The organism is Mesocryomonas lacus, from assembly GCF_055730135.2.
Genome location: NZ_JBUZWE020000001.1, coordinates 315,640 through 338,601, shown reverse-complemented (window position 1 = coordinate 338,601; position 22,962 = coordinate 315,640). Strand labels below are relative to the sequence as shown.

22 protein-coding genes, 1 tRNA gene and 1 other annotated feature are annotated in these 22,962 nt (G+C 65.1%); of the genes, 12 read left to right on the top strand and 11 right to left on the bottom strand.

The window, feature by feature from the left end; all coding sequences use genetic code 11:
• Positions 1–55 precede the first annotated feature (55 nt).
• Both argC and ACZLZY_RS01605 read left to right on the top strand, forming a co-directional pair.
• Positions 56–1,111 (top strand): N-acetyl-gamma-glutamyl-phosphate reductase, encoded by a 1,056-nt coding sequence (gene argC, locus ACZLZY_RS01610; protein WP_472931658.1) that lies wholly within the window; start codon positions 56–58, stop codon positions 1,109–1,111.
• A gap of 26 nt (positions 1,112–1,137) precedes the next feature.
• Positions 1,138–1,704 (top strand): MOSC domain-containing protein, encoded by a 567-nt coding sequence (locus tag ACZLZY_RS01605; RefSeq protein WP_472931946.1) that lies wholly within the window; start codon positions 1,138–1,140, stop codon positions 1,702–1,704.
• A 26-nt stretch (positions 1,705–1,730) separates the two neighbouring features.
• Here the strand turns inward: ACZLZY_RS01605 and ACZLZY_RS01600 are convergent, their stop codons facing one another.
• A complete protein-coding gene (locus ACZLZY_RS01600; protein WP_472931656.1) occupies positions 1,731–2,819 on the bottom strand; it encodes a COX15/CtaA family protein in 1,089 nt (362 codons plus the stop codon).
• Between the two features lie 244 nt (positions 2,820–3,063).
• On the opposite strand from ACZLZY_RS01600, the gene ACZLZY_RS01595 reads away from it, so the two are divergent.
• Positions 3,064–3,285, top strand: a complete 222-nt coding sequence (locus tag ACZLZY_RS01595) for a DUF2842 domain-containing protein (RefSeq protein ID WP_472931655.1) — start codon at positions 3,064–3,066, stop codon at positions 3,283–3,285.
• A gap of 43 nt (positions 3,286–3,328) precedes the next feature.
• Here the strand turns inward: ACZLZY_RS01595 and ACZLZY_RS01590 are convergent, their stop codons facing one another.
• Positions 3,329–4,381 (bottom strand): polysaccharide deacetylase family protein, encoded by a 1,053-nt coding sequence (locus tag ACZLZY_RS01590; protein WP_472931654.1) that lies wholly within the window; start codon positions 4,379–4,381, stop codon positions 3,329–3,331.
• Between the two features lie 391 nt (positions 4,382–4,772).
• Here ACZLZY_RS01590 and ACZLZY_RS01585 point away from each other — a divergent pair, with 391 nt between their 5' ends.
• Positions 4,773–5,672 carry a GNAT family N-acetyltransferase gene (locus ACZLZY_RS01585; RefSeq protein WP_472931653.1) on the top strand — a complete coding sequence of 300 codons (900 nt, stop codon included), beginning with the start codon at positions 4,773–4,775 and terminating at the stop codon, positions 5,670–5,672.
• A 42-nt stretch (positions 5,673–5,714) separates the two neighbouring features.
• Here the strand turns inward: ACZLZY_RS01585 and ACZLZY_RS01580 are convergent, their stop codons facing one another.
• Complete coding sequence (locus tag ACZLZY_RS01580) at positions 5,715–7,817, bottom strand: GumC family protein (RefSeq protein ID WP_472931652.1); 2,103 nt, start codon at positions 7,815–7,817, stop codon at positions 5,715–5,717.
• Between the two features lie 196 nt (positions 7,818–8,013).
• On the opposite strand from ACZLZY_RS01580, the gene ACZLZY_RS01575 reads away from it, so the two are divergent.
• The 5 genes from ACZLZY_RS01575 (at position 8,014) to ACZLZY_RS01555 (ending at position 13,747) form a co-directional block, all read left to right on the top strand.
• A complete protein-coding gene (locus tag ACZLZY_RS01575; protein WP_472931651.1) occupies positions 8,014–8,574 on the top strand; it encodes a polysaccharide biosynthesis/export family protein in 561 nt (186 codons plus the stop codon).
• Between the two features lie 99 nt (positions 8,575–8,673).
• A complete protein-coding gene (locus ACZLZY_RS01570; protein WP_472931650.1) occupies positions 8,674–9,864 on the top strand; it encodes a glycosyltransferase in 1,191 nt (396 codons plus the stop codon).
• Positions 9,865–9,950: 86 nt separating this feature from the next.
• On the top strand, positions 9,951–11,483 hold the full coding sequence (locus tag ACZLZY_RS01565; protein WP_472931649.1) for an undecaprenyl-phosphate glucose phosphotransferase: 1,533 nt from the start codon (positions 9,951–9,953) through the stop codon (positions 11,481–11,483).
• A gap of 112 nt (positions 11,484–11,595) precedes the next feature.
• Positions 11,596–12,822 carry an O-antigen ligase family protein gene (locus ACZLZY_RS01560; protein ID WP_472931945.1) on the top strand — a complete coding sequence of 409 codons (1,227 nt, stop codon included), beginning with the start codon at positions 11,596–11,598 and terminating at the stop codon, positions 12,820–12,822.
• Between the two features lie 76 nt (positions 12,823–12,898).
• Positions 12,899–13,747: a polysaccharide deacetylase family protein gene (locus tag ACZLZY_RS01555; protein WP_472931648.1), complete on the top strand. Its 849-nt coding sequence runs from the start codon at positions 12,899–12,901 to the stop codon at positions 13,745–13,747.
• 72 nt (positions 13,748–13,819) lie between these two features.
• On the opposite strand, the gene ACZLZY_RS01550 is transcribed toward ACZLZY_RS01555, so the two are convergent.
• The 3 genes from ACZLZY_RS01550 to ACZLZY_RS01540 all read right to left on the bottom strand — a co-directional run bounded on the left by ACZLZY_RS01550 (position 13,820) and on the right by ACZLZY_RS01540 (position 15,236).
• The gene (locus ACZLZY_RS01550; protein WP_472931944.1) at positions 13,820–14,362 is read right to left on the bottom strand and encodes a formaldehyde-activating enzyme; all 543 of its coding nucleotides are present in this window, start codon (positions 14,360–14,362) and stop codon (positions 13,820–13,822) included.
• A 188-nt stretch (positions 14,363–14,550) separates the two neighbouring features.
• The gene (locus ACZLZY_RS01545; RefSeq protein ID WP_472931647.1) at positions 14,551–14,832 is read right to left on the bottom strand and encodes a hypothetical protein; all 282 of its coding nucleotides are present in this window, start codon (positions 14,830–14,832) and stop codon (positions 14,551–14,553) included.
• A 245-nt stretch (positions 14,833–15,077) separates the two neighbouring features.
• Positions 15,078–15,236 carry a DUF3563 domain-containing protein gene (locus ACZLZY_RS01540; protein ID WP_472931646.1) on the bottom strand — a complete coding sequence of 53 codons (159 nt, stop codon included), beginning with the start codon at positions 15,234–15,236 and terminating at the stop codon, positions 15,078–15,080.
• 265 nt (positions 15,237–15,501) lie between these two features.
• Between ACZLZY_RS01540 and ACZLZY_RS01535 the strand changes: the two genes are divergently transcribed.
• Positions 15,502–16,482, top strand: a complete 981-nt coding sequence (locus ACZLZY_RS01535; protein ID WP_472931645.1) for a phosphotransferase enzyme family protein — start codon at positions 15,502–15,504, stop codon at positions 16,480–16,482.
• 133 nt (positions 16,483–16,615) lie between these two features.
• Positions 16,616–16,671 (top strand) — a sequence feature (sul1 is cis-regulatory element that is thought to sense ions involved in sulfur or methionine metabolism; They are found in Alphaproteobacteria).
• Positions 16,672–16,742: 71 nt separating this feature from the next.
• The gene (locus ACZLZY_RS01530; protein ID WP_472931644.1) at positions 16,743–18,233 is read left to right on the top strand and encodes a SulP family inorganic anion transporter; all 1,491 of its coding nucleotides are present in this window, start codon (positions 16,743–16,745) and stop codon (positions 18,231–18,233) included.
• A gap of 123 nt (positions 18,234–18,356) precedes the next feature.
• Here the strand turns inward: ACZLZY_RS01530 and ACZLZY_RS01525 are convergent.
• Positions 18,357–18,433 (bottom strand) — tRNA-Pro (locus ACZLZY_RS01525).
• Positions 18,434–18,721: 288 nt separating this feature from the next.
• Here ACZLZY_RS01525 and ACZLZY_RS01520 point away from each other — a divergent pair.
• Positions 18,722–19,534, top strand: coding sequence for a hypothetical protein (locus ACZLZY_RS01520; protein ID WP_472931643.1), 813 nt, complete (start codon positions 18,722–18,724; stop codon positions 19,532–19,534).
• A 247-nt stretch (positions 19,535–19,781) separates the two neighbouring features.
• On the opposite strand, the gene ACZLZY_RS01515 is transcribed toward ACZLZY_RS01520, so the two are convergent.
• From ACZLZY_RS01515 to plsX, 4 genes are all read right to left on the bottom strand, one after another.
• Positions 19,782–20,345 (bottom strand): MerR family transcriptional regulator, encoded by a 564-nt coding sequence (locus tag ACZLZY_RS01515; protein WP_472931642.1) that lies wholly within the window; start codon positions 20,343–20,345, stop codon positions 19,782–19,784.
• A gap of 29 nt (positions 20,346–20,374) precedes the next feature.
• Positions 20,375–20,725 carry an integration host factor subunit alpha gene (locus ACZLZY_RS01510; protein ID WP_472931641.1) on the bottom strand — a complete coding sequence of 117 codons (351 nt, stop codon included), beginning with the start codon at positions 20,723–20,725 and terminating at the stop codon, positions 20,375–20,377.
• A gap of 108 nt (positions 20,726–20,833) precedes the next feature.
• Entirely contained in the window at positions 20,834–21,811 is a 978-nt protein-coding gene (locus ACZLZY_RS01505; protein ID WP_472931639.1) for a beta-ketoacyl-ACP synthase III, read from the bottom strand.
• The gene (gene plsX / locus ACZLZY_RS01500) at positions 21,811–22,881 is read right to left on the bottom strand and encodes a phosphate acyltransferase PlsX (protein WP_472931638.1); all 1,071 of its coding nucleotides are present in this window, start codon (positions 22,879–22,881) and stop codon (positions 21,811–21,813) included. The genes ACZLZY_RS01505 and plsX overlap by 1 nt, the downstream gene beginning before the upstream one ends.
• Positions 22,882–22,962 lie beyond the last annotated feature (81 nt).

Below are 22,962 nucleotides of genomic sequence, written 5' to 3'. Positions count from 1 at the left end.
GAAACGATTCCGCGGCCGGGGACAAGTGATTGAAATAGCTGCGATGGAGAATGGCATGGCGAAGAAGATCAGGATCGGCGTCCTCGGCGCCAGCGGCTATACCGGCGCCGATCTGGTGCGCCTCGCCGTCCGCCATCCCGGCATCGAGATTACCGCGCTCACCGCCAACAGCCATGCCGGCAAGCCGATGAAGGCGGTCTTCCCGCACTTCTCGCACATCGAGCTGCCAGATCTTGTCAAGGTCGACGACGCCGACTGGGGCGCGGTGGACGCGGTGTTCTGCGGCCTGCCGCACGGCACGACGCAGGCGATCACCAAGGGCATCTTCGAGCGCTATCCCGATGTGAAGATCATCGACATGTCGGCCGACTTCCGGCTTCGCGACCCCGCCGCCTACAAGGAATGGTACGGGCTCGACCACGTCGCCACCGACATCCAGCCGGAGGCCGTCTACGGCCTCACCGAGCACTACCGCGCCGACATCGCGAGCGCGCGCCTCATCGCTTGCCCCGGCTGCTACCCCACCGCCGTGCTCCTGGCGCTGCTGCCCCTGGCCAAGGCCGGGCTGATCGACGTGACGGACATCGTCATCGACGCGAAGTCCGGCGTGTCCGGCGCCGGCCGGAGCGCGAAGGAGAACGTCCTGTTCTGCGAGGCCGGCGAGGGCATGAGCCCCTATGCCGTCGGCAAGCACCGCCACATGGCGGAGATCGAGCAGGAAATCGGCAAGGCCGCCGATGTCGCCGACCTCCGCGTCAACTTCACGCCGCACCTCATCCCCATGAGCCGCGGCGAGCTCTGCACGAGCTATGTCCGGCTGTCGGCAGGCACGACCGCGGCGGACCTTCGCCAGCAGTTGGTTGATACCTATGCCGACGAGCCCTTCGTCACCGTCGCCGGCGAAGGCGTCCTGCCGCAGACGCAGATGGTGCGCGGCTCGAACTATGTCGTCGTCAACGTCGTGCCCGACCGCATCCCGGGCCGGGCGATCGTCATCTCGACCCTCGACAACCTGGTGAAGGGATCGGCCGGCCAGGCCATCCAGAACTTCAACGTCGCCTACGGCCTGGAAGAGACACTTGGCATCGAACAGCTGCCGTTGTTCCCGTGAGCGGCACCCACAAGACCGACTCCGCCGTGCAGCCGGTACCGGCGGTACAAGCCGCTGGTACGGTGATAGCAGTGGCAGTTGATGCGACGCATGCCTTCTCGAAGCCGACGGTCCCGAGCATCACTTTGCTGGAAGGCCTCGGCGTCGAAGGCGACGCGCATGCCGGCGTCACAGTAAAGCACCGGTCGCGGGTCAAGGTCGACCCGACGCAGCCGAACCTCCGGCAGGTCCATCTGATCCACGGCGAACTGCTGGATGAACTTGTCGCCGGGGGCTTTACGGTCTCTGCCGGCATGCTCGGTGAGAACATCACGACGCGCGGGGTCGACCTCTTGGGCCTGCCGCGTGGCACCCTTCTGCACATCGGAGATGAAGCGGTGGTGGAAGTAACCGGGCTGCGCAATCCCTGCGCCCAGCTCGACGCGTACGAGAAGGGCCTCACGGCCGCAACGCTCGGGCGGGATGCCGAGGGCGGACTTGTGCGCAAGGCCGGTGTCATGGCGGTCGTGCGCGTCGGCGGCAGCCTCACGCCGGGCGATGCGATCCGCCTCGTCCTGCCACCCTTCCCTCACGAGGCGCTCAACCCGGTCTAGCCAGCCTGAGCGACGATCCGAACCGATCAGGCCCGGACCGGATACGGCCCTTTCAGCGCCCGGGCATGGGCGACGCTGAAGGCGAGGACGACCAGCGCGCCGGCCTGGTGGAGCAAGGCCCAGCCGATCGGCACCGCCAGCAGCAGCGTGGTGATGCCGAGGCCGGCCTGGACGAGAACCAGGGCCAGCAACACGCCCGCCCGCCGCGCATGCGTCGTGCGCGGAGCCCGGCGGATGGAGGCGATGGCGTGCATCAGCACGACCGCCAGCAGCAGATAGGCGCCGAGACGGTGCACGAACTGCACCGTCATCACGTTCTCGAAGAGGTTGCGCCAGGCCGGCTGCATGGCGAAGAGGCCGGATGGCACGAGGCTTCCGTCCATCAGCGGCCAGGTGTTGAAGGTCAGGCCGGCGTTCAGACCGGCGACGAGCCCGCCGAGATAGATCTGCAGCAGTGCCAGGAAGAGGATGATCCCGGCGGCACGCATCGAGGTCCGCGACGGCGCAGCGTCATTGCTGTGCGGCGCGAGGCCACGCGCGACCCACAGTGTCGCGGTAAAGATCAAGCAAGCGGTGGTGAGGTGCACGGCGAGCCGATACTGGCTGACATCGGTGCGCTGGCTGAGGCCGGAGGCGACCATCCACCAGCCGATCGCGCCTTGCAGACCGCCAAGCGCCAGAATGCCGACGAGCTTGGGTTTAAGGCCCGGCGGGATGCGCCCCGCAATCCAGAAATAGGCGAGCGGCAAGGCAAAGACGAGACCGACGAAGCGGGCGAGGAACCGGTGCGCCCACTCCCACCAATAGATCGTCTTGAAGCCGGAAAGCTCCATGCCCTGGTTCAGCTCGGTATATTGCGGGATCTGCTGGTAGAGCGCGAACTCCTCCTGCCATTCCGCCTCCGACAGCGGCGGAATGACACCGTGAATCGGCTTCCACTCGGTGATCGACAGGCCGGATTCGGTAAGGCGCGTCGCCCCGCCGACGACCACCAGCGCAAAGACGATTAGCGCCACAAGATAGAGCCAATACCGCACGGCGCGGCGGTTTGCGCCGTCCCGACTGATAGCGGCGGAGGGGACGGCTGCGGGTGGGGAGAGCGAAACGCTGGACATCGGCACCGACCTTGGCCTTGGGACGAGCCGACGATGTCGCCTCCCCTATCAGAAATACCATCCGGCGGCCCCCCCTCGGAAAGGAAGGCAAGGCGCGGAAAGTTCTGAAGGTCATGTGCCCCGAACCGCCCCCGACTTCAAGCGGTCGGACCGTCGCAGGCTGGGCGGGACGCTGGAGCTAAAGCTGGCCTTTCCGGCCGCCAGTGCCTAAGCATCTAGGCGACCACAAGGATTGGCGGACGGTATGCCCCTCAGACTGAGAAAACTCATCGGCACGGTGATCATGATCGTGCTCGTCGCGGTCTATGCGATCTTCGCAACCGCCTTCGCATCGCTCTATCTCGGCCAGTCGAGCGGCTGGATCCACCTCGCCTTCTTCGCCATCAGCGGCTTGTTCTGGGTGGTGCCGGCGATGTTCCTGATCCGCTGGATGGAAGGCTACAAGGGCAAGCCGCGCTCTCGCTGAAGACACCGCGCCGCGCCGGCGTGGATGTCGCGGTAGCGCGAGTTCAGACTTCCATGCGGGTACGTCGCTCTTTCCAGCGGCCCGGCAGCCCGGAGATCAGCACGTCGACATAGCGGGGATCCTGGTAGTAGCCGTTGAGCGACAGGCGCGGCAGCGCGTGGAGATTTCCGGCCGTCCGGGGGCTGAGCGCGTGCAATTGGGTGGTGAAGGCGGCGGCATAGCCGGCCGCGGCCGCCGCCTCGAACTCGCGGGGACCGCAGGCGGCACGGTAGCCATAGGGATAAGCGAAGAAGTCGGGGACCCGGCCGAGCCTTTCGCCAATGACGTGACGGGATTGCCCGAGTTCGCGCCGCATCGCGTGCCCGTCGAGGCGCGAGAGCCGCGCATGCGTCATCGAGTGCGCGCCGATGGTGCACAGTGGATCCTCTGACAGACGCTTGAGGGTCTCCCAGTCCATCACACGGGATGCGGCGTCACAGGCAGCAATGCCGTTGAGGCCTGCCAGACGGCGAACGGTCCCATCGAGACAGGCTTCCGGGCACTCATTCGTCAGATAGAGGAAGATCCGGTCGAACACCCGTCGCTTGTCGGCAACGGTCCGCGCCGGCAAGGTCTCCGGCAGGAAGGGCACGAGGACGCTGTCGCGGTCTCGCACGACCTTTTCGACCACCTCCCACCAGGGCAAGGTCGTCCCTTCCGTCATTCCCGGCGTGACGAAGATCGCATAGGGCACGCCATGCCGCCGGAACACCGGCACGGCATGGAGGTCATTGTTGACGTAGCCATCGTCGAGCGTGAAGGCCGCGAAGAAGCGCCCGCCACTCCGCTGCGGCTCAGCGATACGGCGTGTGGCCTCGGCAAGGTCGACGAAGTCTACGCCTTGGGCGGTCAGATGGACGATCACGGCGTCGAGGAAGTCCGGGGTCACGCGCAAATGGCCGTTGGGCGGAAAATTGCCGAGCGCGTCGGGCGAGACGTGATGCAAGGTAAAAACCGCGCCGAAAGGCTGAGCGCGACGGACGACGAAGTCGGACAAGCCGCTCCACCAGACCGTCTGCAACGCGGCTCTTCCCGCCCTTGTCTTCCAGTCTCGCATGCCGTTTCCATTGATCAGGCGAGAGTCGCTCGCTCTCGGGAACGGGGTTTCAAGGTTTCAGACAGAAGAGAAACCCCATACCCCTGAGGCACGCGGCCTTCCGGGCGAAGGTATAAGGCGATCCTTTATATTTTCATGCATCGATAGGAGACGGCGCGCGGTGTCGGCACACGGGAGTTGCAGCATTTCATCCGCCAGCCAACCATTCTCACCTCTGCCGCCGGACGCCCCTTCCCCCCTCGTTCTCGTGCGGGCAAACCGTGACGCATGGGCGACGTATGAAGGAACCCCGTTCCAGGAAGCAGGCTTCGTCGCCGCCTGGGAGGCGACAAGGGGACGCCTGCTCAAGAGCGAGACCTGGCTGCTGGTGTCCTCCGACGGGACGGCGGCGATGCCGATCGAGGTTGTCCCGCGCGGCCTTCTGCAGATCGGGCGCTTTCCGGGCGACACGCATGCCAATGCCAATGGCTGGACGCTGGCCTTTGGCGAAGGCCCTGTTCTGACGCGTCAGAACCTTCGCGCCGCCGCGACAGCGGCTGGCGTCCGGATCGATGCGTTCGATCTTCGCCGGGTGTTCGATGCGCGCTGGCTCGGTGCGGACTTCGCGGTGACGCCGGCCTTCGAGCAACGCTTCGCAATCTCGCTGGAGGGAGGGCTGGAGGCCGTCCTGGAACGGGGCAACGGCAAGCGGAAACGCAAGAAATTCCGCGCGCAGCAGCGGCATTTCGAAGATCGGGGCGGCTATCGTTTCCGCGACCTGCCGCGGGCGGAAAGGGCAGCGGCTCTGGATCTCTTCCTGCGACAGAAGGCCGACCGCTTCCGCACGCTGGCAATCCCCGATCCCTTCGCCGATGCCGGCATCCGGACCTTCCTGATCGCTTTGTTCGAGGATGCAGCCACCGACGCCCGCCTCTACGCCATCGAGAGCGGCGGCGACATCAAGGCCATGCTGGGGGGGATCGTCGGTCAGCAGACCTTCTGGGGCATGTTCTCCTCCTACGCCGACGACGAGGACGCGGCCGTCAGTCCGGGCGAACTGCTGCTTTGGCACATGGTCGAGCGCCTGTCGCAGGAAGGGCTGTGCGCGCTCGACCTCGGCCCCGGTGCGGAGCGCTACAAGCAAGCCTGGTGCGACCGGACCATTCCGCAGGTGGACGCGACGCTGGCGCTGACCGCCGGGGGACGCGTCTATGTCGGCGCGGCCAGGCTGCTGGCGGATGCGAGCCGTGCGGTCAAACGCCATGAGGGGCTAAAGGCGGTTGTCCAGCAGCTGCGGCGGCGCCTGCGCTGACCCGTCGGGCGGCGGGCCACGGTGCGGAAGATGGCGCCCGCGTCAGGCGGCGGCGCGCACCGCGGCTGAACCACCGGTGTGCATCATCACGACGTCACCGAGGCCTGCCGTCGACAGCCGCTGCATGAGCGCCTCGCCTTCGGCTTCCTCCCCGGGCTCGACCGAGACCACCAGGGCCGCGCCGTCGTCCATCAGGCGTTTCAGGGTTTCCGGCAGCATGGCGCCGCAATCCACCATGGTGCAGTCATAGGCCTTGCCGAGGGCTTCGAGCACGACGATCATCTCCTCGGTCGCATCGGTCTCGCCACCGATGGCGGTAAAGCCGCCCGAGGGCAGGACATGCGCCGAGGTCAACAGATCGCGGTGGATGACGTCGGCGAAGGAGGCGAGCCCGTCCACGAGGTCGCCCGCGCCTTCCGCATCGTCCGGCACGCCCATGGCACGGGCGGAAGCGTTGTCGGCGGTGAGGTCGACGAGAATGGTCGAACGCTGCTGGCCGGCCAGCTGGCGAACCAGCGCGACGCTGGCGCTCCGGCCCTCGCCCACGGCGGGAACGACGAGGACGCGCGGGATTTCACTGGCCAGAATCGCCTCGCCGAGTTCCGCGACCCCCGTGCCGTAGCGGCTGCGGACCGTCTCGGGAGCGGGAATGGCGCCGAGCGCTTCCGCTGGGCGAGCCGATGAAGGCTTGCTGGGAAAGTCGGTATCACGGGCGGTCAGCGCGGGCGAATGCTCTGCGGCCCAGCGGCCGCGCTGAGGGCTGGGGCTCAGCGCTCGGCCCGAGAACAGTTCGGTCAGAAGAAGACCGATGACGGCGACGAGAAAGCCGGCAAGTCCGGCCGCCGCGGTGATCGGCAGGACTTTCGGGAAATAGGGCTCGGCCGGAAGCTGGGCCTCGGAGAAGATGCGCGCATCGACCGGGAGGTAGTCGCGTGCTCCGCGGGCGACGGCCTCGCGGTAGCGCGTCAGGTAGCTTTCCAGGAGCTGGCTCTGCGACTGCGCCTCGCGCTCGAGCGAGCGCAGTTCGACCTCCTGTCCGCCGGCCCGCGAGGATTCCACCTTCAGGCGTCCCATCTCGGACGTCAGCGAGGCCTCGCGCTGGCGGGAGGCATCCGCCTCGGTCTCCAGCGACGCCTGCACCTTGGAGGCCTCGCGGGTGATCTCCGTCTGCAGGTCGCGGCCTTGCGAGCGCAAGGCGCGAAGGCGCGGATGATTCTCGAGGAGCGTCGTCGACAGGTCGGCGATCTGCGCTTTCAGCGAAACCTGGCGTTCGCGCAAGGCTTGGATCGTCGGAGAGGACAGGACGTCAGAGACAGTGTCGAGCGCGACCCCGCGCCGGATCGCATCCCGGATGCTTTGCGCCTTGCCCTCGGCCGCCGCTCGCGCGGCACGTGTGCGCGACAGCTCGGTGGCAATCTCGGACAGTTGCTGGGTGGCGAGGACGCTCTGGTTCTGGCCGACCAGGAGGTCGGACGAGGTGCGGAAGGCGGCGACCTTGCCCTCGGCCGCCCTGACGGTCTCGCGCAGGTCCGCGATCTCCTGCTCGAGCCAGCCCGTGGCATTGTTGTTCGAGGAAAGCAGCGCCCCCTTCTGACGCGCGAGGTACTCGTCAGCGATGGCGTTCGGCACGTCACGCGCCAAGGCGGGGTCGCGCGAGGAGAACTCGATGACCAGAACCCGCTGGTTCTCCTTGCGATAGACCTGAAGCTTCTCACGCATCCGCTCGATGATCTCGCCCGGAGGCGAATCGGCCTCGGGTCGGACGCGAGTCAGGATGCGGTCCATCAGCGAGACCTTGGGTGCGAACTCGGCAAGGGTCGAGAGCTTGAAGCGGTCGGCGACGTCCCCGAGGATCTCGGCGGAGGTCATCAGCGAGACCTGGCTCTCGATGCTTTCGGGGCTGAAGACGCCCTCCCCGCTACCGGCGCTGGCGCCGTCATTTCGGGTATAGGAGGATTCGCGGCTTTCGACGACGATTTGGGTATCGGCCTTGTAGGTCGGCGGAATAAGGGCCGCGATCGCGAAAGCGGATCCGGCGAACAGCAAGGTCGTCAGGACGATCAGCAGCTTGCGGGCCCACACGGCAGCAGCCAGACGCCCGATATCGATATCGGCGTCGGCCTCATCTGCTCTGTGCTTCGGCATGGTGTTTCCCCGCAGTGCCCCTGAGATTGAAGAATCGTCCATGAAGGTAACCGGAACGTTAACAAGCTCACTCGATACATCCGTACCACAGAGGTGAAGCCGCCGGTCAAGTTTACGAACGGTTAACCCTAACGAAACTATAAGAGGTCAAGCGGCTTTCCGGCCGGGCGAACGATCATCGGCGGGATAAGCGGACATGCGCATCTGCATCATGGGACCCCTGGCCCTCACCTTGGCGCTGCTCGGCGGATGCGCGAGCTACCAGCCGACGCCCCCCGCCTTCCACGATGTGCTGAACGAGCCCTACCATCTCGACGCCGGCGACCGCGTTCGGGTGACTGTGTTCGAGCAGGATGGCCTCTCCAATACCTATACCATCGACAAGGGCGGCTACTTCTCCATGCCGCTGGTCGGCACCGTGCCGGCACGGGGCAAGACCACCAAGGAGCTGGAAGCCTCGCTCTCGCAGAAACTGCGCGACGGCTTCCTGCGCGATCCCGACATCACCGTGGAGGTCGACCAGTACCGGCCGTTCTTCATCATGGGCGAGGTCGGCACCGGTGGCCAATATACCTACGTGCCCGGCATGACGGTACAGAATGCCATCGCGATCGCTGGCGGATACTCGCCGCGGGCTCAGCAGAAGACGGTCGACGTCACCCGCCAGGTCAACGGCCGGGTGATCTCCGGCCGCGTGCTGACCTCCGATCCGATCCTGCCCGGCGACACGATCTTCGTGCGCGAACGCCTTTTTTAAGCGTTGAGAACGATAGCCTAGACAGGACTTTATGGTGGCGCCGGGCGGTGTGTCGTGTGAGTTGTTCCCTCGCAGCGAACACGAAAGTCCTGACGGGGTATGGTTAGCCAGAACATTCGGATCATCCATTGTTTCCGATCGCCCGTCGGGGGAATCTTCCGGCACGTCCGCGATCTGATCGATGCGCAGATCGCCGAAGGCCATCAGGTCGGAATTCTCTGCGACTCCATCACGGGCGGCGAATTCGAGGAGCAGATGATCCGCGAGGTGACGCCGAAGCTTGCGCTCGGCGTCCACCGCGTCACCATGCGCCGCTCGATTGCCCCCTCGGACCTCCTGGACATGTGGCGCAGCTACGCCCTCGTGCGCGACATCCGTCCCGACGTACTGCACGGGCACGGCGCCAAGGGCGGTGCCTATGCCAGGCTGGTCGGCACCGCCAACCGCCTGTCCGGCGGGCGCACCGCACGCCTCTACACGCCGCATGGCGGCAGCATGCACTACGATCCGAAGACGCTGGGCGGCTGGCTGTTCTTCCGGCTGGAGCGTTTGCTGGAGCAGGTCACGGACCATCTGCTCTTCGTGTCGCAATACGAGGCGGACGCCTACCAGAAGAAAGTGGGCAAGCCGGGCGTCGCCGCACGGGTTGTCTACAACGGCCTGTCGCCAGCCGAATTCGCACCGATCACGCCGGATCCCGATGCTGCCGATTTCATCTATCTCGGCATGCTGAGGAGCCTAAAGGGGCCCGACATTCTTATCCGGGCGATCGCCGAGATGGCGAAGTCGAGTGGACCTCCGGCCACCGCCGTGATCGTCGGCGCCGGCCCCGAGAAGCCCGACTTCATGCAGCTGGCAGATGACATCGCACCAGGCCTCGTCCGGTTCGTCGAACCGCGTCCTGCCCGGGAAGCGCTGCGGCTTGGGCGGGTGATGGTGCTGCCGTCGCGCGCTGATTCGCTGCCCTATGTGCTGCTGGAGGCGCTTGCGGCGGATCGCCCGGTGATCGCCGTCGATGTCGGCGGTGTCAGCGAGATCATCCCGCGCCACCTCCAGCCCCTCGTCGCCCCTCGCGACAGTTTTGCGCTGGCCGATGCCATGGCAAAACGCCTGCGCGAACCGCTGGTCAAATCCAATGCCTTGCGCCATCACATCCAGACCGTGTTCTCGATCGAGCGGATGGTCGGCGATACCATGGCTGCCTATCGCCGGGCCCTGGCGGGGCCGATGGCCCAGTCCGCCGGCGAAAGGCCGGCCGCGGCGCGTCAGACGCGGTCAAACAAATCTTAGCGGAACCCTGCTAAGGAACCGGCAAGGCACCGCGACCGGCGGCGAGCGGCAGGTACAGCCTCCCGCGGGGTGGAGAGGGCGAGACAATGGATGGCGACGGCGAGCTGCCTTTCTCCCGCAACGCCGTCCAGGCGTTCCAGAAGCTTTCGAACGACGAACCAGTGGTGCTTAACGCCTTCGCCGCGCGGACCGCCGCCCAGTTCAAGGACAACGTCATCTCGTCGAGCATGCTCTGCGGGCTCTGGCGGCTGGTCGAATTCACCTTGCTGCTCGCCGTCGCCATTATCGTCTACTTCTCCTATGTCGGCTTCGAGCATGGGAGCCCGTGGCTCTATCTCCTCGTCGCCGGTCTCGGTGCCGCAACGGGCGTTGGCGCCATCCAGCTGGCCGAGGGCTACGACATCCCGATGCTGCGCACCCGCTCGACCCAGATGCTGCGGGTCGGCCTCGGCTGGGCTGGCGCCATCGCGCTGATGGCCGTCGGCATCTTCTTCATGAAGGCGCAGGAAGAATATTCGCGTGTCTGGCTGGGGACTTGGTTCCTCGGCGGCTTTGCGACGCTCGCCATCGCCCGCAGCATCCTCGGCGCCAACATCAGGCGATGGGCGCGCAATGGCGTGATGGAACGGCGCGCGGTGATCGTCGGCGGCGGCAAGGGCGCGGAAACCCTGATCCGCGGCCTCGAAATGCAGGAAGAGAGCGACATCCGGATCTGCGGCATCTTCGACGACCGCGACGACCGGCGCTCGCCACCGCTCGTCGCCGGTTATCCGAAGCTCGGCACCATCCGCGAGCTCGTCGAGTTCGCCCGCCTCGCCAAGATCGACATGCTGATCGTGACGCTGCCGCTCTCGGCCGAGAAGCGGGTTCTGGCGCTGCTGAAGGATCTCTGGGTCCTGCCGCTCGACATCCGGCTGTCGGCCCATACCTCACAGCTGCGCTTCCGCCCGCGCTCCTACTCCTACATCGGCCAGATCCCGCTGCTCGACGTTTTCGACCGGCCGATCGCCGACTGGGACTGGATCGCCAAGCGCGCCTTCGACCTCTTCTTCGCGAGCCTTGCGCTTATCCTCCTGTCGCCGGTGTTCTTGGCGACCGCCATCGCGATCAAGCTGGACTCCAAGGGTCCGGTGATCTTCCGGCAGAAACGGCACGGCTTCAACAACCGCATCATCGAGGTGCTGAAGTTCCGTTCGATGTACCAGGAGATGTCGGACCCGACGGCCCGCAAGATCGTCACCCGCGGCGACCCGCGCGTGACGAAGGTCGGGCGGTTCATCCGTAAGAGCTCCATCGACGAGCTGCCGCAGCTCTGGAACGTGCTGAAGGGCCAGCTCTCGCTGGTCGGGCCGCGGCCGCATGCGGTGCACGCGGTGTCGTCGATGAACGAGACCTTCGTCGAGATCGTCGACGGCTATTTCGGCCGCCACAAGGTCAAGCCGGGGATCACCGGCTGGGCGCAGATCAAGGGTTTCCGCGGCGAAATCGATCAGCCGGACAAGCTGAAGAGGCGCGTCGAGCACGACCTCTACTACATCGAGAACTGGTCGATCTTCCTCGACCTCGCCATCCTGGCGATGACGCCGATCAGCCTGTTCAAGACCGAACACGCCTACTGACATGGCGGTCCCCCACCCGCCCGGCGGGACCCTGACGGACAGAAGCCTCGGCCGCGATCGTCTCCGCGGCGACGGGCTCGATCGCCGTCATCTCGGACGGGTGCAGTTCGCCATGCTGGGCAATGGAGCGATCGCGCTTGGTGTTTTCCTGTCGGGCTTCGTCATCTCCGAACCCGCGCCGTACGAGCTGTTTCTCGTCGGGCTGATCGGCATTTTCGGTCTTGTCGGAGCGCTGCGGATCAGCGCCGGCACGGCGCCGCTGCTGGTACTGCTGCTGCTCTTCAACGCCGGCGGGCTGATTTCGCTGACCCAGATGGTGGACCTCAAAGGCGGCCCGCTCTACGTCGCCGTCTCGACCTTCCTGGCGCTGTCGGCCGTGTTCTACGCCGCGGTGATCGAGGCCGACCCGCGGCGGCTGAAGCTGATCTTCACCGCCTATACCTCAGCGGCGCTCGCGACCGGCTTGCTCGGTATTCTCGGCTATTTCAACGCGTTTCCCGGCGCCGACGCCTTCACCCTCTACGAGCGCGCCAAGGGCGCCTTTCAGGACCCCAACGTTTTCGGCCCGTTCCTGACGCTGCCGGCGGTCTATCTCGTGCAGCGGCTCGTCACCGAGCGGCTGATGACGGCCGGCTGGAAGCTGGTCGCGCTCAGCGTGCTGACGCTTGCGGTCTTTCTCTCCTTCTCGCGCGCGGCCTGGGGCATCTACGGCTTCTCCATCATCCTTTCCGTTGGATTGATGTTGCTGAAGGAGCGATCGGCGAAGTTCCGCCTCAAGATCGCGACGCTCGTCCTCGTCGGCATCGTGCTGATGGCGATCGTCGTGCTCGTCGCCCTGCAGTCGGACAAGGTGGCGAGCCTGTTCTCGGAGCGGGCGCAGATCGTCCAGTCCTACGATTCGGCGCGGCTCGGCCGCTTTGCCCGCCACCTCCTCGGCTTCCAGATGGCGATGGAGCATCCGCTCGGCATCGGCCCGCTCGTGTTCGGCCCAATCTACGGCGAGGACACCCACAACATCTGGCTGAAGGCGCTGCTCGACTACTCCTGGCTCGGCTTTGCCGCCTACGTCATCTTCCTCTTCACCACCCTCGGCGCCGGGCTGAAGATCCTGCTGCGCGACCGGCCGTGGCAGCCCTATCTGATGGCGAGCTACAGCGTCTTCGTCGGCCATGTCGGCATCGGCAACGTCATCGACACCGACCACTGGCGGCATCTCTACCTCATCATCGGCATTATCTGGGGCTGCATCGCACTCGAACGGCGCTGGCAGCGCGACAGGCGGCCGCCGACGCTCCGGCAGGCGCTGGACGCGGCGTCGGCCCGGCGCGCCGCGCCTTGAACCCGGACTGTCGCCGCAGTTCCGCCACGAGCCGGGCGCCTCTCACCCGCCGACATCCCTTGCCGAGACCGACACCATGCGCATTCCCGTCCTTGCGGCGCTCTGCTGCTGCTTCTCCCCGCTTCCCGCCCTGGCCGGGAGCGCCGACGTCGAGCCGCACATGCATATCGCCGCCCAGCCCCGGCCCGAGGCTCCAAGCTTCGCCGCGCTGACGCCGGGCTCGCAGGCGCCGGTCGCGCTGGTCGGGCCGTCCGCCGCACTGCTGGATGTCCCCGCCGCGAGCGGACCAGCAACCGGCCAGCAGCCAAAACCCGCCATCACCGTGGCGCTGACCTTCGACGCCTGCATGGGCGCCGTCGACGAGCGGATCCTTGGCACGCTCGTCGACCATCATATTCCCGCAACGATCTTCGTCACCCGTCGCTGGCTTCAGCACAACCATCAAGCGCTTGCGGTGCTGCGGGCCCATCCCGAGCTCTTCGAGATCGAGAACCACGGCGCCGAACACCTCCCGCCGGTCACCGACCATCCGACCATGTTCGGGCTGAGAACGGCGGGAACGATCGAGGCGGTGCGCGCGGAGATCCAGGGCGGCAATGCGGCGGTTCTCGCCGCCACAGGCCAGCCGTCGCGCTGGTTCCGCGGGGCGACCGCCCGCTACAGCCGCGACGCCGTCGCGGAGATCGCCGCGGAAGGTTTTCTGCTGGCCGGCTACAGCCTGAACGCCGACATGGGCGCCTCGCTCGGCGCTGCTGCGGTCGAGCACCGCATCCGCGCCGCCAGGGACGGCGACGTGATCATCGCCCATATCAACCAGCCGAAGCGCCCCTCGGGCGCCGGCGTCGCGGCCGGCATTCTCGCCCTTCAGGCCGAAGGAGTGCACTTCGTCCGGCTGGAGGATGCGACGATCGAGGCGTTGCGCTAGCGCACCGGGGTGACGCAATAGGGTCGCCGAAGGACGCAACCACCCCTCCCCGATCGCCAGCGTCTTGCGCGGCTATTCGTAGTCGACGACGCCACTCAGCGTATAATGCTGCACCGTCTTGCGGTTGGCGATGAGCTCGTCAACCGTCGGCGAGCCGGTGAGCGCGCGCGAGATCGCAAGCTTCGTTGCCTCGTAATTGGTGCGGTAGAGGTCCTTGAGGTCGAGGTTCTGGTCGCTGGCACAGCGTGGATCAAGCCAGATCATGATGATCATGCAGAGCTCGTCGACATCGGCTTTCGGCAGGATGCCCTCGATCAGGCAGTCGACGATCGCGTCGCCGGTGGCGCCTTGCACAACGCCGCCGAGCAGCTCGACATAGGCGAGATCGTGGATTGTCGCCTTCGTCGTCATCATGGTGGCCGGCCGGACGAGCTGGTTAAGGTCGCGGACGACGAACATCCGGGTGTGGCCGACCGTCTGGCCCATCATCGAGGCGAAGGCCGTGCCGACGGGACCGCGCACCGAGCCGATCAGCACTTCCGGCATGGCGTCGGTGAACTGCCCTTCGGCCGCGAGCACGGTGGCCTCGCCCGTGCGGAACCAGATGTCGGTCATGTCGTCGTCCCCTGCGTTGCAATGGGAAAAAGCCATGCGACATCCGATGGTCCGTCGCAAGACAGCCAAAGGGCGCAACCCTCATATTTGGATGTGCAGCGGGTGGCTGCGACGCCTGATCGCGACGTCAAATCGGGCGCTGCCTTTCAGGCGCGCGGGGGCCGCAGGCTCAGGCCTCTAAGGCGCCGTCAAAAACCGGCACCGGTGCCGATGCCCATTCCCGCCATCACGCAGGATCTCTCGCGAAAATACTGAAGTCGCAGATTGTCGCCGGACATGACCAGGCGGCCGCGGCCATCCCGCACCGCTTCGACTGCCTGCACGCCGCTGCTGCCCGGGGCGCGGTACACGCCGACGACGCAGCCGCTGTCTTCGAGGCTTCGGCTGAGCGCCCAATCGAGGGCTGGCTGCGACCGCGTAAAGGCGCAGAAGGACGGCGCCTCGTCCGTTTCCACCGTGACAACGAACATCGACACCTCCACCCAAGACCGCGACACCCGAGAATGTGGCAGAACGGCGGCAGGCTGGCGAGTCGATTCTGAACTACGCCCGGCAGGGCACGGGACGACTGGGTTCAGCGGTGTAGCTGTATTAGCAAGGCTGGCGTCACCGCGTCAGAACAGACGGGTCGGAGAATGCGACGGGGTTACAAAAGGCGGACGTCAGATGGCCGCGGGGGGCGCCTGGTGAGAACCAGGCCACCCCAGAAATGAAGTCAGTAGCCGAAGCGGCGCTGACGGAAGGCACCGGCGTCGATTTCCTGCTGGCGGCGCTCGAGGTCGAGGAGCGAGACCGACTCGTTCAGGTATTCGAGGGCCGGATCGCGGCGCGAGCGGCTGACGGCCGAACGAAGTGCGCGTGTGAAGATGTTCATGGTAATACTTCCGAAATTGGGTTTGTCTCCCGAGCGTCAATCTAGTTCCCGCAAGGTCATGCTGCAATGCACATTGCTGCATGGCGGCCATGCAGTCGGCTTCGAACACCGTGATCGCGGCAATTCATCTTTTATCAACCATAAGCCTGTGCTTTGGGGTCCTTGCCGATGTTGGACTGCGGGGAACCGGCCGGCCTGGCGTGGCCCCGGTCGGCGATCCGTGCGAAGACGCGGCGAGACCGCAAATCCGACCCCTGATGGCCCCATGTTCGATGAAGACTTCATCGCCAGCGTAACGGCTGGCCTGCGCCGAGAGCTTGGACAATGGGGGTTCGCGGACGATTCTGAGCTCAGCCTCATGACAATCTCGGAGAATGCGACCTTCCTTGCCGAGGACGCCGGGCGGCGCCTTGTCCTGCGCGTGCAGCGGCCGGACTATCATACGCCGGCGGAGATGCGCTCGGAGCTCGCCTGGATCGAAGCCATCCGGGCCGATGGGATCGTCGAGACGCCGCAGCCGATCGCCCGGCAGGACGGGTCTTGGCTCGGCAGCTTCGCGGTCGACGGGCAGACAAGATACGTCGCCGGTTTCGCCTTCATGAGCGGACGAGAGCCACACCCCGGCGAGGACCTCGCCGGCTGGTTCCGGCATCTCGGAAGCCTCAGCGCGCGTCTCCACGATCATAGCCGCCGCTGGCTTCGGCCCGATGGCTTCATCCGCAAGACGTGGGATTTTCGCACCATGCTGGGCGATGCCCCGCACTGGGGCGACTGGCGGGCGGGGCTCGGCCTCGACGATACCGGCCGAGACGTCATCGCGCGCGCGGCGGGGGTCATCGACCAGAGGCTCGCAGCCTATGGCAAGGATCGGCTTCGATTCGGCCTCGTCCATGCTGATCTGCGCCTCAGCAACCTCTTGGTCGAGGGCGACAGGCTGGGCGTCATCGACTTCGACGATTGCGGCTTCAGCTGGTTCCTCTACGACTTCGCCGCCGCGATCAGCTTTCACGAGCACGAGGATTTCGTGCCCGCGCTCCAAGCGGCGTGGGTGGCCGGCTACCTCGACGTCGCCGAGCTCTCGGCGGAGGACGAGGCCATGCTGAAGGTCTTCGTCCTCTTGCGGCGGATCCTTCTCACCGCCTGGATCGCCTCGCATGCCGAGACGCCGACTGCAGCCGCTTGCGGCCCGGCCTACAGCGCGGGCACGGTCGCCCTGGCCGCGGACTTCCTCGCCGCCTGCGGCTGAAGAGAGAGCAAACATTCGGGGCAGCCGCGGCCCGAAGGGCATTCCGACGCCAAGAGACTAAGCCGCGCATACCTGCCGCGCACCGATTCCGGCTTGCTCCGCGCGGCGGACGCGGCTAGGTGTCGCCCATCGCTCTGGACCCGGTGCAATTCCGGGTGGCTCTTCCGGCCGCCGATCCGCCGGACAACGCACACGACACGCCCGACAGCACGATCCGCCAAGAGCGGCCTGTCCTCGCGTGATCTCTGCGGAAATTATTCATGAACACCCAATCCATCTCACGCTACCGCTCCGAGTGGTTCGGCGGGGTCACGGCGGCGCGCCGTGACATTCTCGCCGGCATGGTCGGCACCTTTGCGCTGATCCCCGAGGTCATCGCCTTCTCCTTCGTCGCGGGCATCGACCCCGAAGTCGGGCTCTTCGCCTCCTTCGTCATCGGCATCGTTATCGCCTTCGCCGGCGGTCGCCCGGCGATGATCTCGGGCGCGGCCGGCTCGGTGGCGCTCGTCGTCGCCGCGCTCGTCGGCAGCCACGGCCTGCAATATCTCCTCGCCGCCACCGTGCTCGCCGGCCTGCTGCAGATCGTCTTCGGCCTCCTGAAGCTCGACGTGCTCATGCGCTTCGTCTCGCGATCGGTGCGCACCGGCTTCGTCAACGCGCTGGCGATCCTCATCTTCTCGGCGCAGCTGCCGCAGATGATCGGCGTCACCTGGCATACCTATGCGATGATCGGCCTCGGCCTTGCCATCATCTACCTCTTGCCCCGCCTGACCACGGCGATCCCCTCGCCGCTCATCTGCATCGTCGTGCTGACGCTCATCGCCACCGCATTTCCGATGCCGATCCTCACCGTCGCCGACCTCGGGCGCCTGCCGGATTCACTGCCCTCATTCAGCTTTCCCGGCGTGCCCATGACGTGGGAGACGCTCGGCATTATCGCCCCTTATGCGCTCGCCATGGCCGCCGTCGGCCTGCTCGAATCGATGATGACCGCGAGCGTCGTCGACGATCTGACGGAGACAACGAGTTCCAAGGCCCGCGAGTGCACCGGTCTCGGCCTCGCCAACTTCGCGGCAGGCCTGTTCGGCGGCATCGCCGGCTGCGGCATGATCGGCCAGACCGTCGGCAATGTCCGCTATGGCGGCCGCGGAAGGCTGTCGACGCTCGTCGCCGGCGTCTTCCTGCTGATCGTTATGGTGCCGCTGCGGCCTTGGGTCGCTGAGGTCCCGGTCGCGGCGCTCGTGGCGATCATGATCATGGTCTCGATCAGCACCTTCTCCTGGGGCTCGATCCGCGATCTCGCACGACATCCCAAGGTCTCCGGCATCGTCATGCTCGCCACTGTCGCGGTGACGGTCGCCACGCACGACCTGTCGATGGGCGTCGCCGTCGGCGTGCTCCTCAGCGGCGTGTTCTTCGCCTTCAAAGTGACCAAGCTGATGGATGTCGCCGTCGGCTACGACGAGGCCAGTGACACGCGGCTCTACACCGTCACCGGCCAAGTCTTCTTCGCCAGCGCCGACATTTTCGCCGACCGCTTCGACCTCCGCGATACCGCAAAGGCCGCCCGCATCGACCTGACCGCCGCCCATCTCTGGGACATCACGGCCGTCGGCGCCTTGGACGAGGTCGTCGGCAAGATGCGCCGGCACGGGATCGCCGTCGATATCATCGGTTTGAACCAAGCCAGCGCCGTGCTGGTCGACCGACACGCGCCGCTGGTGCGAGACGGCCTGTTACCGGCAGCCTGACCTCGGAAACTCAGCCGCCGCGCCCCTCGCGGGCGCGGCGGCCGAAACACTACCCGGACAAAACAAAACCGCCGAAGGCTTGCAGCCGCGGCGGTTTTTTCATGCAGGGTTCTGTGGGAAATTTGGTCGGAGCGAGAGGATTCGAACCTCCGACCCCTTGGACCCCATCCAAGTGCGCTACCAGGCTGCGCTACGCTCCGATCGAGAGAACCCTTAGAGAGAGAGGGCTCTGCGCGCAAGCTTGTTTTTATAGAGTGAGATCAAAATTAGAACGGCTGCGCTGTCTCGGTGCTCTTTGAAACATAAAATGGAACAAGCCTTCTGCAGGCGTTCCAGACGATTTACCTAACTAAGCCAGTCCAAAAAAATAGCGTGGTGGTGCCTCGGCTGGGGCCAAGGCATATTGTCGCGCCCTTTCCGCGAGTAAGGGTGAGCATTCATGCTACGCCAAGTGACATGATCGTCCTCAACTGAGTTTGGAGACATACGTGCATCATCTTGATTCGCGCTCGGACAAAATGAAGAAACGTCAACAAAGTCAGATTGCAACGGGAGCCGTGTTCATCGCCGCCTTCCCCTGTGTCGTCGCCATTGTATTATATGATACTGCGCCAGACTTCAACCAGTGGCTCAATAGATGGCAAAGCCTAATTGGCGGGATGCTTGCTATCGGAGCAGCTTTACTAACTATTCGCCAAATGAAGCTTACCGACGATGAACAGCGAACTCGACACGAGCAAATTCTGCAATTACAACTCAGAGCGGACGCTTTAAAGGTTGCAAGGGCATCTAACCCAACACTTTCGGTAATTATCGATGATGTGAGAATTATACGAGAAATCAATATATTAATAGTCAATGAATTTGCTAAATTAGAGTGCATTATTTCCAAGGGCACACCCGAAGAGCCGATGAACTTAGAATGGACTAAGGCAGAGAAGCAAATACAAGACTGGTTTTTATATATCTACGGAAGGGCGGAGAGAATGGCTAGAATGCTATCTACCCCGTTTATGACAGAAGCTGAGCCTCTATTTGATCCGGTTTTACTGGGTCATAGAAGACGTATTTTAAGCGACATGCCCTCAACCCTACAGGCGCTGACAAGTGTTCAGCTCCATCCAGTGGACCTGCGACTTCAGTTTTTGCAGAAAATTGCAGAAAACCATTTAGCAGCTATAAAGCCGCCAATTGAGCGGGCCCAAGACGCTGCCAAGGTGCTAGCTGACGAGGCTGAACAATTTTCTTTGCTGCTAGACCGGTTGATGGTCGCCTATCGGAACGGCAGGCTGTCTTTTTGACGGTATTGGCTTAAAAGAACTATCCGACTCTGCAGGGCATGTCGGAAGACATACTATCGGCTGGTACCGCATTGAATAAAATTGAGGCTTCAATCTTGCCCTGGACGGGACGGAAACACCCGCTTATATTTAATATTTGTAATTGTATCCAATAACGTTCAGCGCTGAAACCCTCAGACGATCGTTTAGGCGTCGCTTGGCAGACCCTCCCCGCTGGTCGGCGAACCGCCCTGCCCTTTGCTTTGAGCTATCGGACCTGGTCGAGCAGCCGCTTGCATTCAAGGAGTTCGAGCACAACGTCCTGCAGCGTTGCGGCGCTTTCGGCGGGGAGGCCGATCTTCGGGCCCTGGTCGGGCTCGCGGTCGCGGCGCAGAAGGGAGGAGAGGCCAGAACGGGGACGGGCAGGCTCTTGCCTGTCGGCGACGACCGGCATCTCGTCCTGCTCCAGATCGCTCTCTTCGGAATAGACGTCCTCCGGCTCGTCGGCCTCCGGCTGCGGGGCGCGGGCCACCTGCATCGAATCGAGCCCGGTGAGGTCGCCGGCGCCGATCGCCATGACGAAGCGGTTGCCGTTCTCCTTGAGGATGCGCTGCACGCCCTTGATCGTGAAACCCTTCACGTAGAGCAGGAAGCGGATGCCCTTCAGCAGCTCGACGTCGTCCGGGCGATAATAGCGCCGCCCGCCGCCGCGCTTCATCGGCTTGATCTGCGTGAACCGGGTTTCCCAGAAGCGCAGGACGTGCTGCGGCAGGTTCAGGTCTTCGGCCACCTCGCTGATCGTGCGGAAGGCGTCGATGCTCTTGTCGCTCATGGGCGTGCCCGGAAGTTCACTCAGCGCCCTTACTCGGCTGCCTTGAGCATCTCGTCGGCGGGCACGGCAACGCCGCTCCGGCGCCCGTGCGATTCGAGGATCCGGTCCTTCATCACGTTGGACGGTTTGAAGACGGCGACGCGGCGCGGCGAGATCGGCACTTCCTCGCCGGTCTTCGGGTTGCGGCCGACGCGCTCGTTCTTGTCGCGCACCAGGAAGGAGCCGAAAGACGAGATCTTGACCGACTCGCCACGGGCGATGGTGGAGCAGATCTCCTCGAGAACGGTTTCGACCAGATAGGCCGATTCCGTCCGCGACAAGCCGATCTTGCGGAAGACCGCCTCGGCGAGATCGGCTCTGGTCACCGTTCTGTCACCCATTGCTATCCCCTTGCAAAGCCGGATCGCCCCGCCGTTCCCCAACGGCAACGGTCGATCACGCGTCGGTGTAAAATACTGAAATCCGCAGCGAAATCAAGGCGGAAACGACTACCAGCGAACGAGCACCGCGCCCCAGGTAAAGCCGCCCCCCATGGCTTCGAGGAGAACCAGCTGCCCCGGCTGGATCCGGCCGTCGCGGACCGCCTGGTCGATGGCGAGCGGGATCGAGGCGGCCGATGTGTTGCCATGATCCTGCACGGTCACCACGACCTTTTCCAGCGGAATACCGAGCTTCTTGGCGGAAGCGTCGATGATGCGCCGGTTCGCCTGGTGCGGCACGAACCAGTCGAGATCGTCGGCGGTGATGCCGAGCGCGCCGAACGAGTCCTCGATCACGTCGGTGATCATGCCGACCGCGTGCTTGAATACCTCGCGGCCCTCCATGCGAAGCTTACCGACCGTGCCGGTGGTCGACGGGCCGCCGTCGACGAAGAGCTTTTCCTCGTGCTCGCCGTCGGAGCGCAGGCGAGAGACGAGGACGCCCCGGTCCGCCGGGCTGCCGTCGCCGGTCGATGCCTCCAGCACCAGCGCGCCGGCGCCGTCGCCGAAGAGCACGCAGGTCGAGCGGTCTTCCCAGTCGAGGATGCGCGAGAACGTCTCGGCGCCGATCACCAGCGCGCGCTTGGCCATGCCGCCGCGGATGTAGAGGTCGGCGGTGGTCAGCGCATAGACGAAGCCCGAGCAGACCGCCTGCACGTCGAAGGCGAAGCCGTGCCGCATGCCGAGGCGCTTCTGCACCTGCACGCTGGAGGCAGGGAACGTGTTGTTCGGCGTGGCGGTGGCCAAGACGATCAGGTCGATGTCGTCCGGCGTCAGGCCGGCGGCATCCAGCGCCTTTCGGGCAGCGCCCTCGGCGAGCGATACGGTGGTCTCGGTGGCGTCGGCGATGTGGCGATTGCGAATGCCGGTCCGCTGGACGATCCACTCGTCCGAGGTCTCGACGATCCCTGCGAAATCGCGGTTCGACATGATCCGCGCCGGCAGCACCGAGCCGGTGCCGCGGACGATCGATCGGATGACACTCATTAATTGCTCTCCGGCAAGTCCGTCGCGACCTCTTCGGAGACGCGCAGATAGAAAGTACGAAGATCCTGCTCGATCTTCTCTCTGAGGCCGTTCACGGCCATGGCGTAGGCGAGGTCGATCGCCGCCGCGGTTCCCTCGGCGTCCGTGCCGCCGTGGCTCTTGATGACGATGCCGTTGAGGCCGAGGAAGACGCCGCCATTCACCTTGCGCGGATCCATCTTGTCACGCAGCCGGTCGAAGGCGCCCTTGGCGAGGAAATAGCCGGCGCGCGCCATCCAGGTGCGGGTCATCGCCGCCCGGAGATAGCCGGCGATCTGGCGGGCGGTGCCCTCGGCGGTCTTCAGCGCGATGTTGCCGGTGAACCCCTCGGTGACGACGACGTCGGTCGTGCCTTGACCGAGATCATTGCCCTCGACGAAACCACGATAGTCGAGCCCCGGGATCTCCGTCTCCTTGAGAAGCCGCCCGGCCTCGCGCACGTCGTCCTGGCCCTTGACCTCCTCGACGCCGATGTTGAGGAGGCCGACGGTCGGCCGCTCGATGCCGAGCAGCGCGCGCGCCATGGCCGCGCCCATCATCGAGAAGTCGATCAACTGCTGGGCGTCGGCGCCGATCGTTGCGCCGACGTCGAGGACGACGCTCTCGCCGCGGATCGTCGGCCAGATCGCGGCAATCGCCGGGCGCTCGATATTGGCCATGGTGCGCAGGCAGAATTTCGCCATCGCCATCAGCGCGCCGGTATTGCCGGCGGACACCGCGACATCGGCCTCGCCGGTCTTCAGCGCCTCGATCGCCCGCCACATCGACGACTTGTAGCGGCCCTGGCGCAGCGCCTGCGAGGGCTTCTCCTCCATGCCGATCGACATCTCGCAATGGTGGAACACCGACGCGGCCTTCAGCAGCGGCAGGCCGTTGAGGATCGGCAGGACCTTTTCCTCCTGGCCGAACAGCACGAAGCGGATGCCGGGATGGCGCTGCAGCGCGATGAGCGCACCAGGAAGGATGACGGATGGGCCGTGATCCCCGCCCATGACGTCGAGGGAGATCGTGACTCCGGATTTCAGATCCAACGCAATTCGCTTTCGTTCGTCGATAGCCTCAGGCGGCGCGACCATAGTCAATTCAGGTGACGGTTCAACAGCGGTCGGGTG

Coding starts and splice junctions, on each gene's coding strand:
- argC (WP_472931658.1), top strand. CDS start 56: ATGGCGAAGAAGATCAGGATCGGCGTCCTCGGCGCCAGCGGCTATACC.
- ACZLZY_RS01600 (WP_472931656.1), bottom strand. CDS start 2,819: ATGTCCAGCGTTTCGCTCTCCCCACCCGCAGCCGTCCCCTCCGCCGCT.
- ACZLZY_RS01595 (WP_472931655.1), top strand. CDS start 3,064: ATGCCCCTCAGACTGAGAAAACTCATCGGCACGGTGATCATGATCGTG.
- ACZLZY_RS01590 (WP_472931654.1), bottom strand. CDS start 4,381: ATGCGAGACTGGAAGACAAGGGCGGGAAGAGCCGCGTTGCAGACGGTC.
- ACZLZY_RS01585 (WP_472931653.1), top strand. CDS start 4,773: ATGCCGATCGAGGTTGTCCCGCGCGGCCTTCTGCAGATCGGGCGCTTT.
- ACZLZY_RS01580 (WP_472931652.1), bottom strand. CDS start 7,817: ATGCCGAAGCACAGAGCAGATGAGGCCGACGCCGATATCGATATCGGG.
- ACZLZY_RS01575 (WP_472931651.1), top strand. CDS start 8,014: ATGCGCATCTGCATCATGGGACCCCTGGCCCTCACCTTGGCGCTGCTC.
- ACZLZY_RS01570 (WP_472931650.1), top strand. CDS start 8,674: ATGGTTAGCCAGAACATTCGGATCATCCATTGTTTCCGATCGCCCGTC.
- ACZLZY_RS01565 (WP_472931649.1), top strand. CDS start 9,951: ATGGATGGCGACGGCGAGCTGCCTTTCTCCCGCAACGCCGTCCAGGCG.
- ACZLZY_RS01560 (WP_472931945.1), top strand. CDS start 11,596: ATGCTGGGCAATGGAGCGATCGCGCTTGGTGTTTTCCTGTCGGGCTTC.
- ACZLZY_RS01555 (WP_472931648.1), top strand. CDS start 12,899: ATGCGCATTCCCGTCCTTGCGGCGCTCTGCTGCTGCTTCTCCCCGCTT.
- ACZLZY_RS01550 (WP_472931944.1), bottom strand. CDS start 14,362: ATGACCGACATCTGGTTCCGCACGGGCGAGGCCACCGTGCTCGCGGCC.
- ACZLZY_RS01545 (WP_472931647.1), bottom strand. CDS start 14,832: ATGTTCGTTGTCACGGTGGAAACGGACGAGGCGCCGTCCTTCTGCGCC.
- ACZLZY_RS01540 (WP_472931646.1), bottom strand. CDS start 15,236: ATGAACATCTTCACACGCGCACTTCGTTCGGCCGTCAGCCGCTCGCGC.
- ACZLZY_RS01535 (WP_472931645.1), top strand. CDS start 15,502: ATGTTCGATGAAGACTTCATCGCCAGCGTAACGGCTGGCCTGCGCCGA.
- ACZLZY_RS01530 (WP_472931644.1), top strand. CDS start 16,743: ATGAACACCCAATCCATCTCACGCTACCGCTCCGAGTGGTTCGGCGGG.
- ACZLZY_RS01515 (WP_472931642.1), bottom strand. CDS start 20,345: ATGAGCGACAAGAGCATCGACGCCTTCCGCACGATCAGCGAGGTGGCC.
- ACZLZY_RS01510 (WP_472931641.1), bottom strand. CDS start 20,725: ATGGGTGACAGAACGGTGACCAGAGCCGATCTCGCCGAGGCGGTCTTC.
- ACZLZY_RS01505 (WP_472931639.1), bottom strand. CDS start 21,811: ATGAGTGTCATCCGATCGATCGTCCGCGGCACCGGCTCGGTGCTGCCG.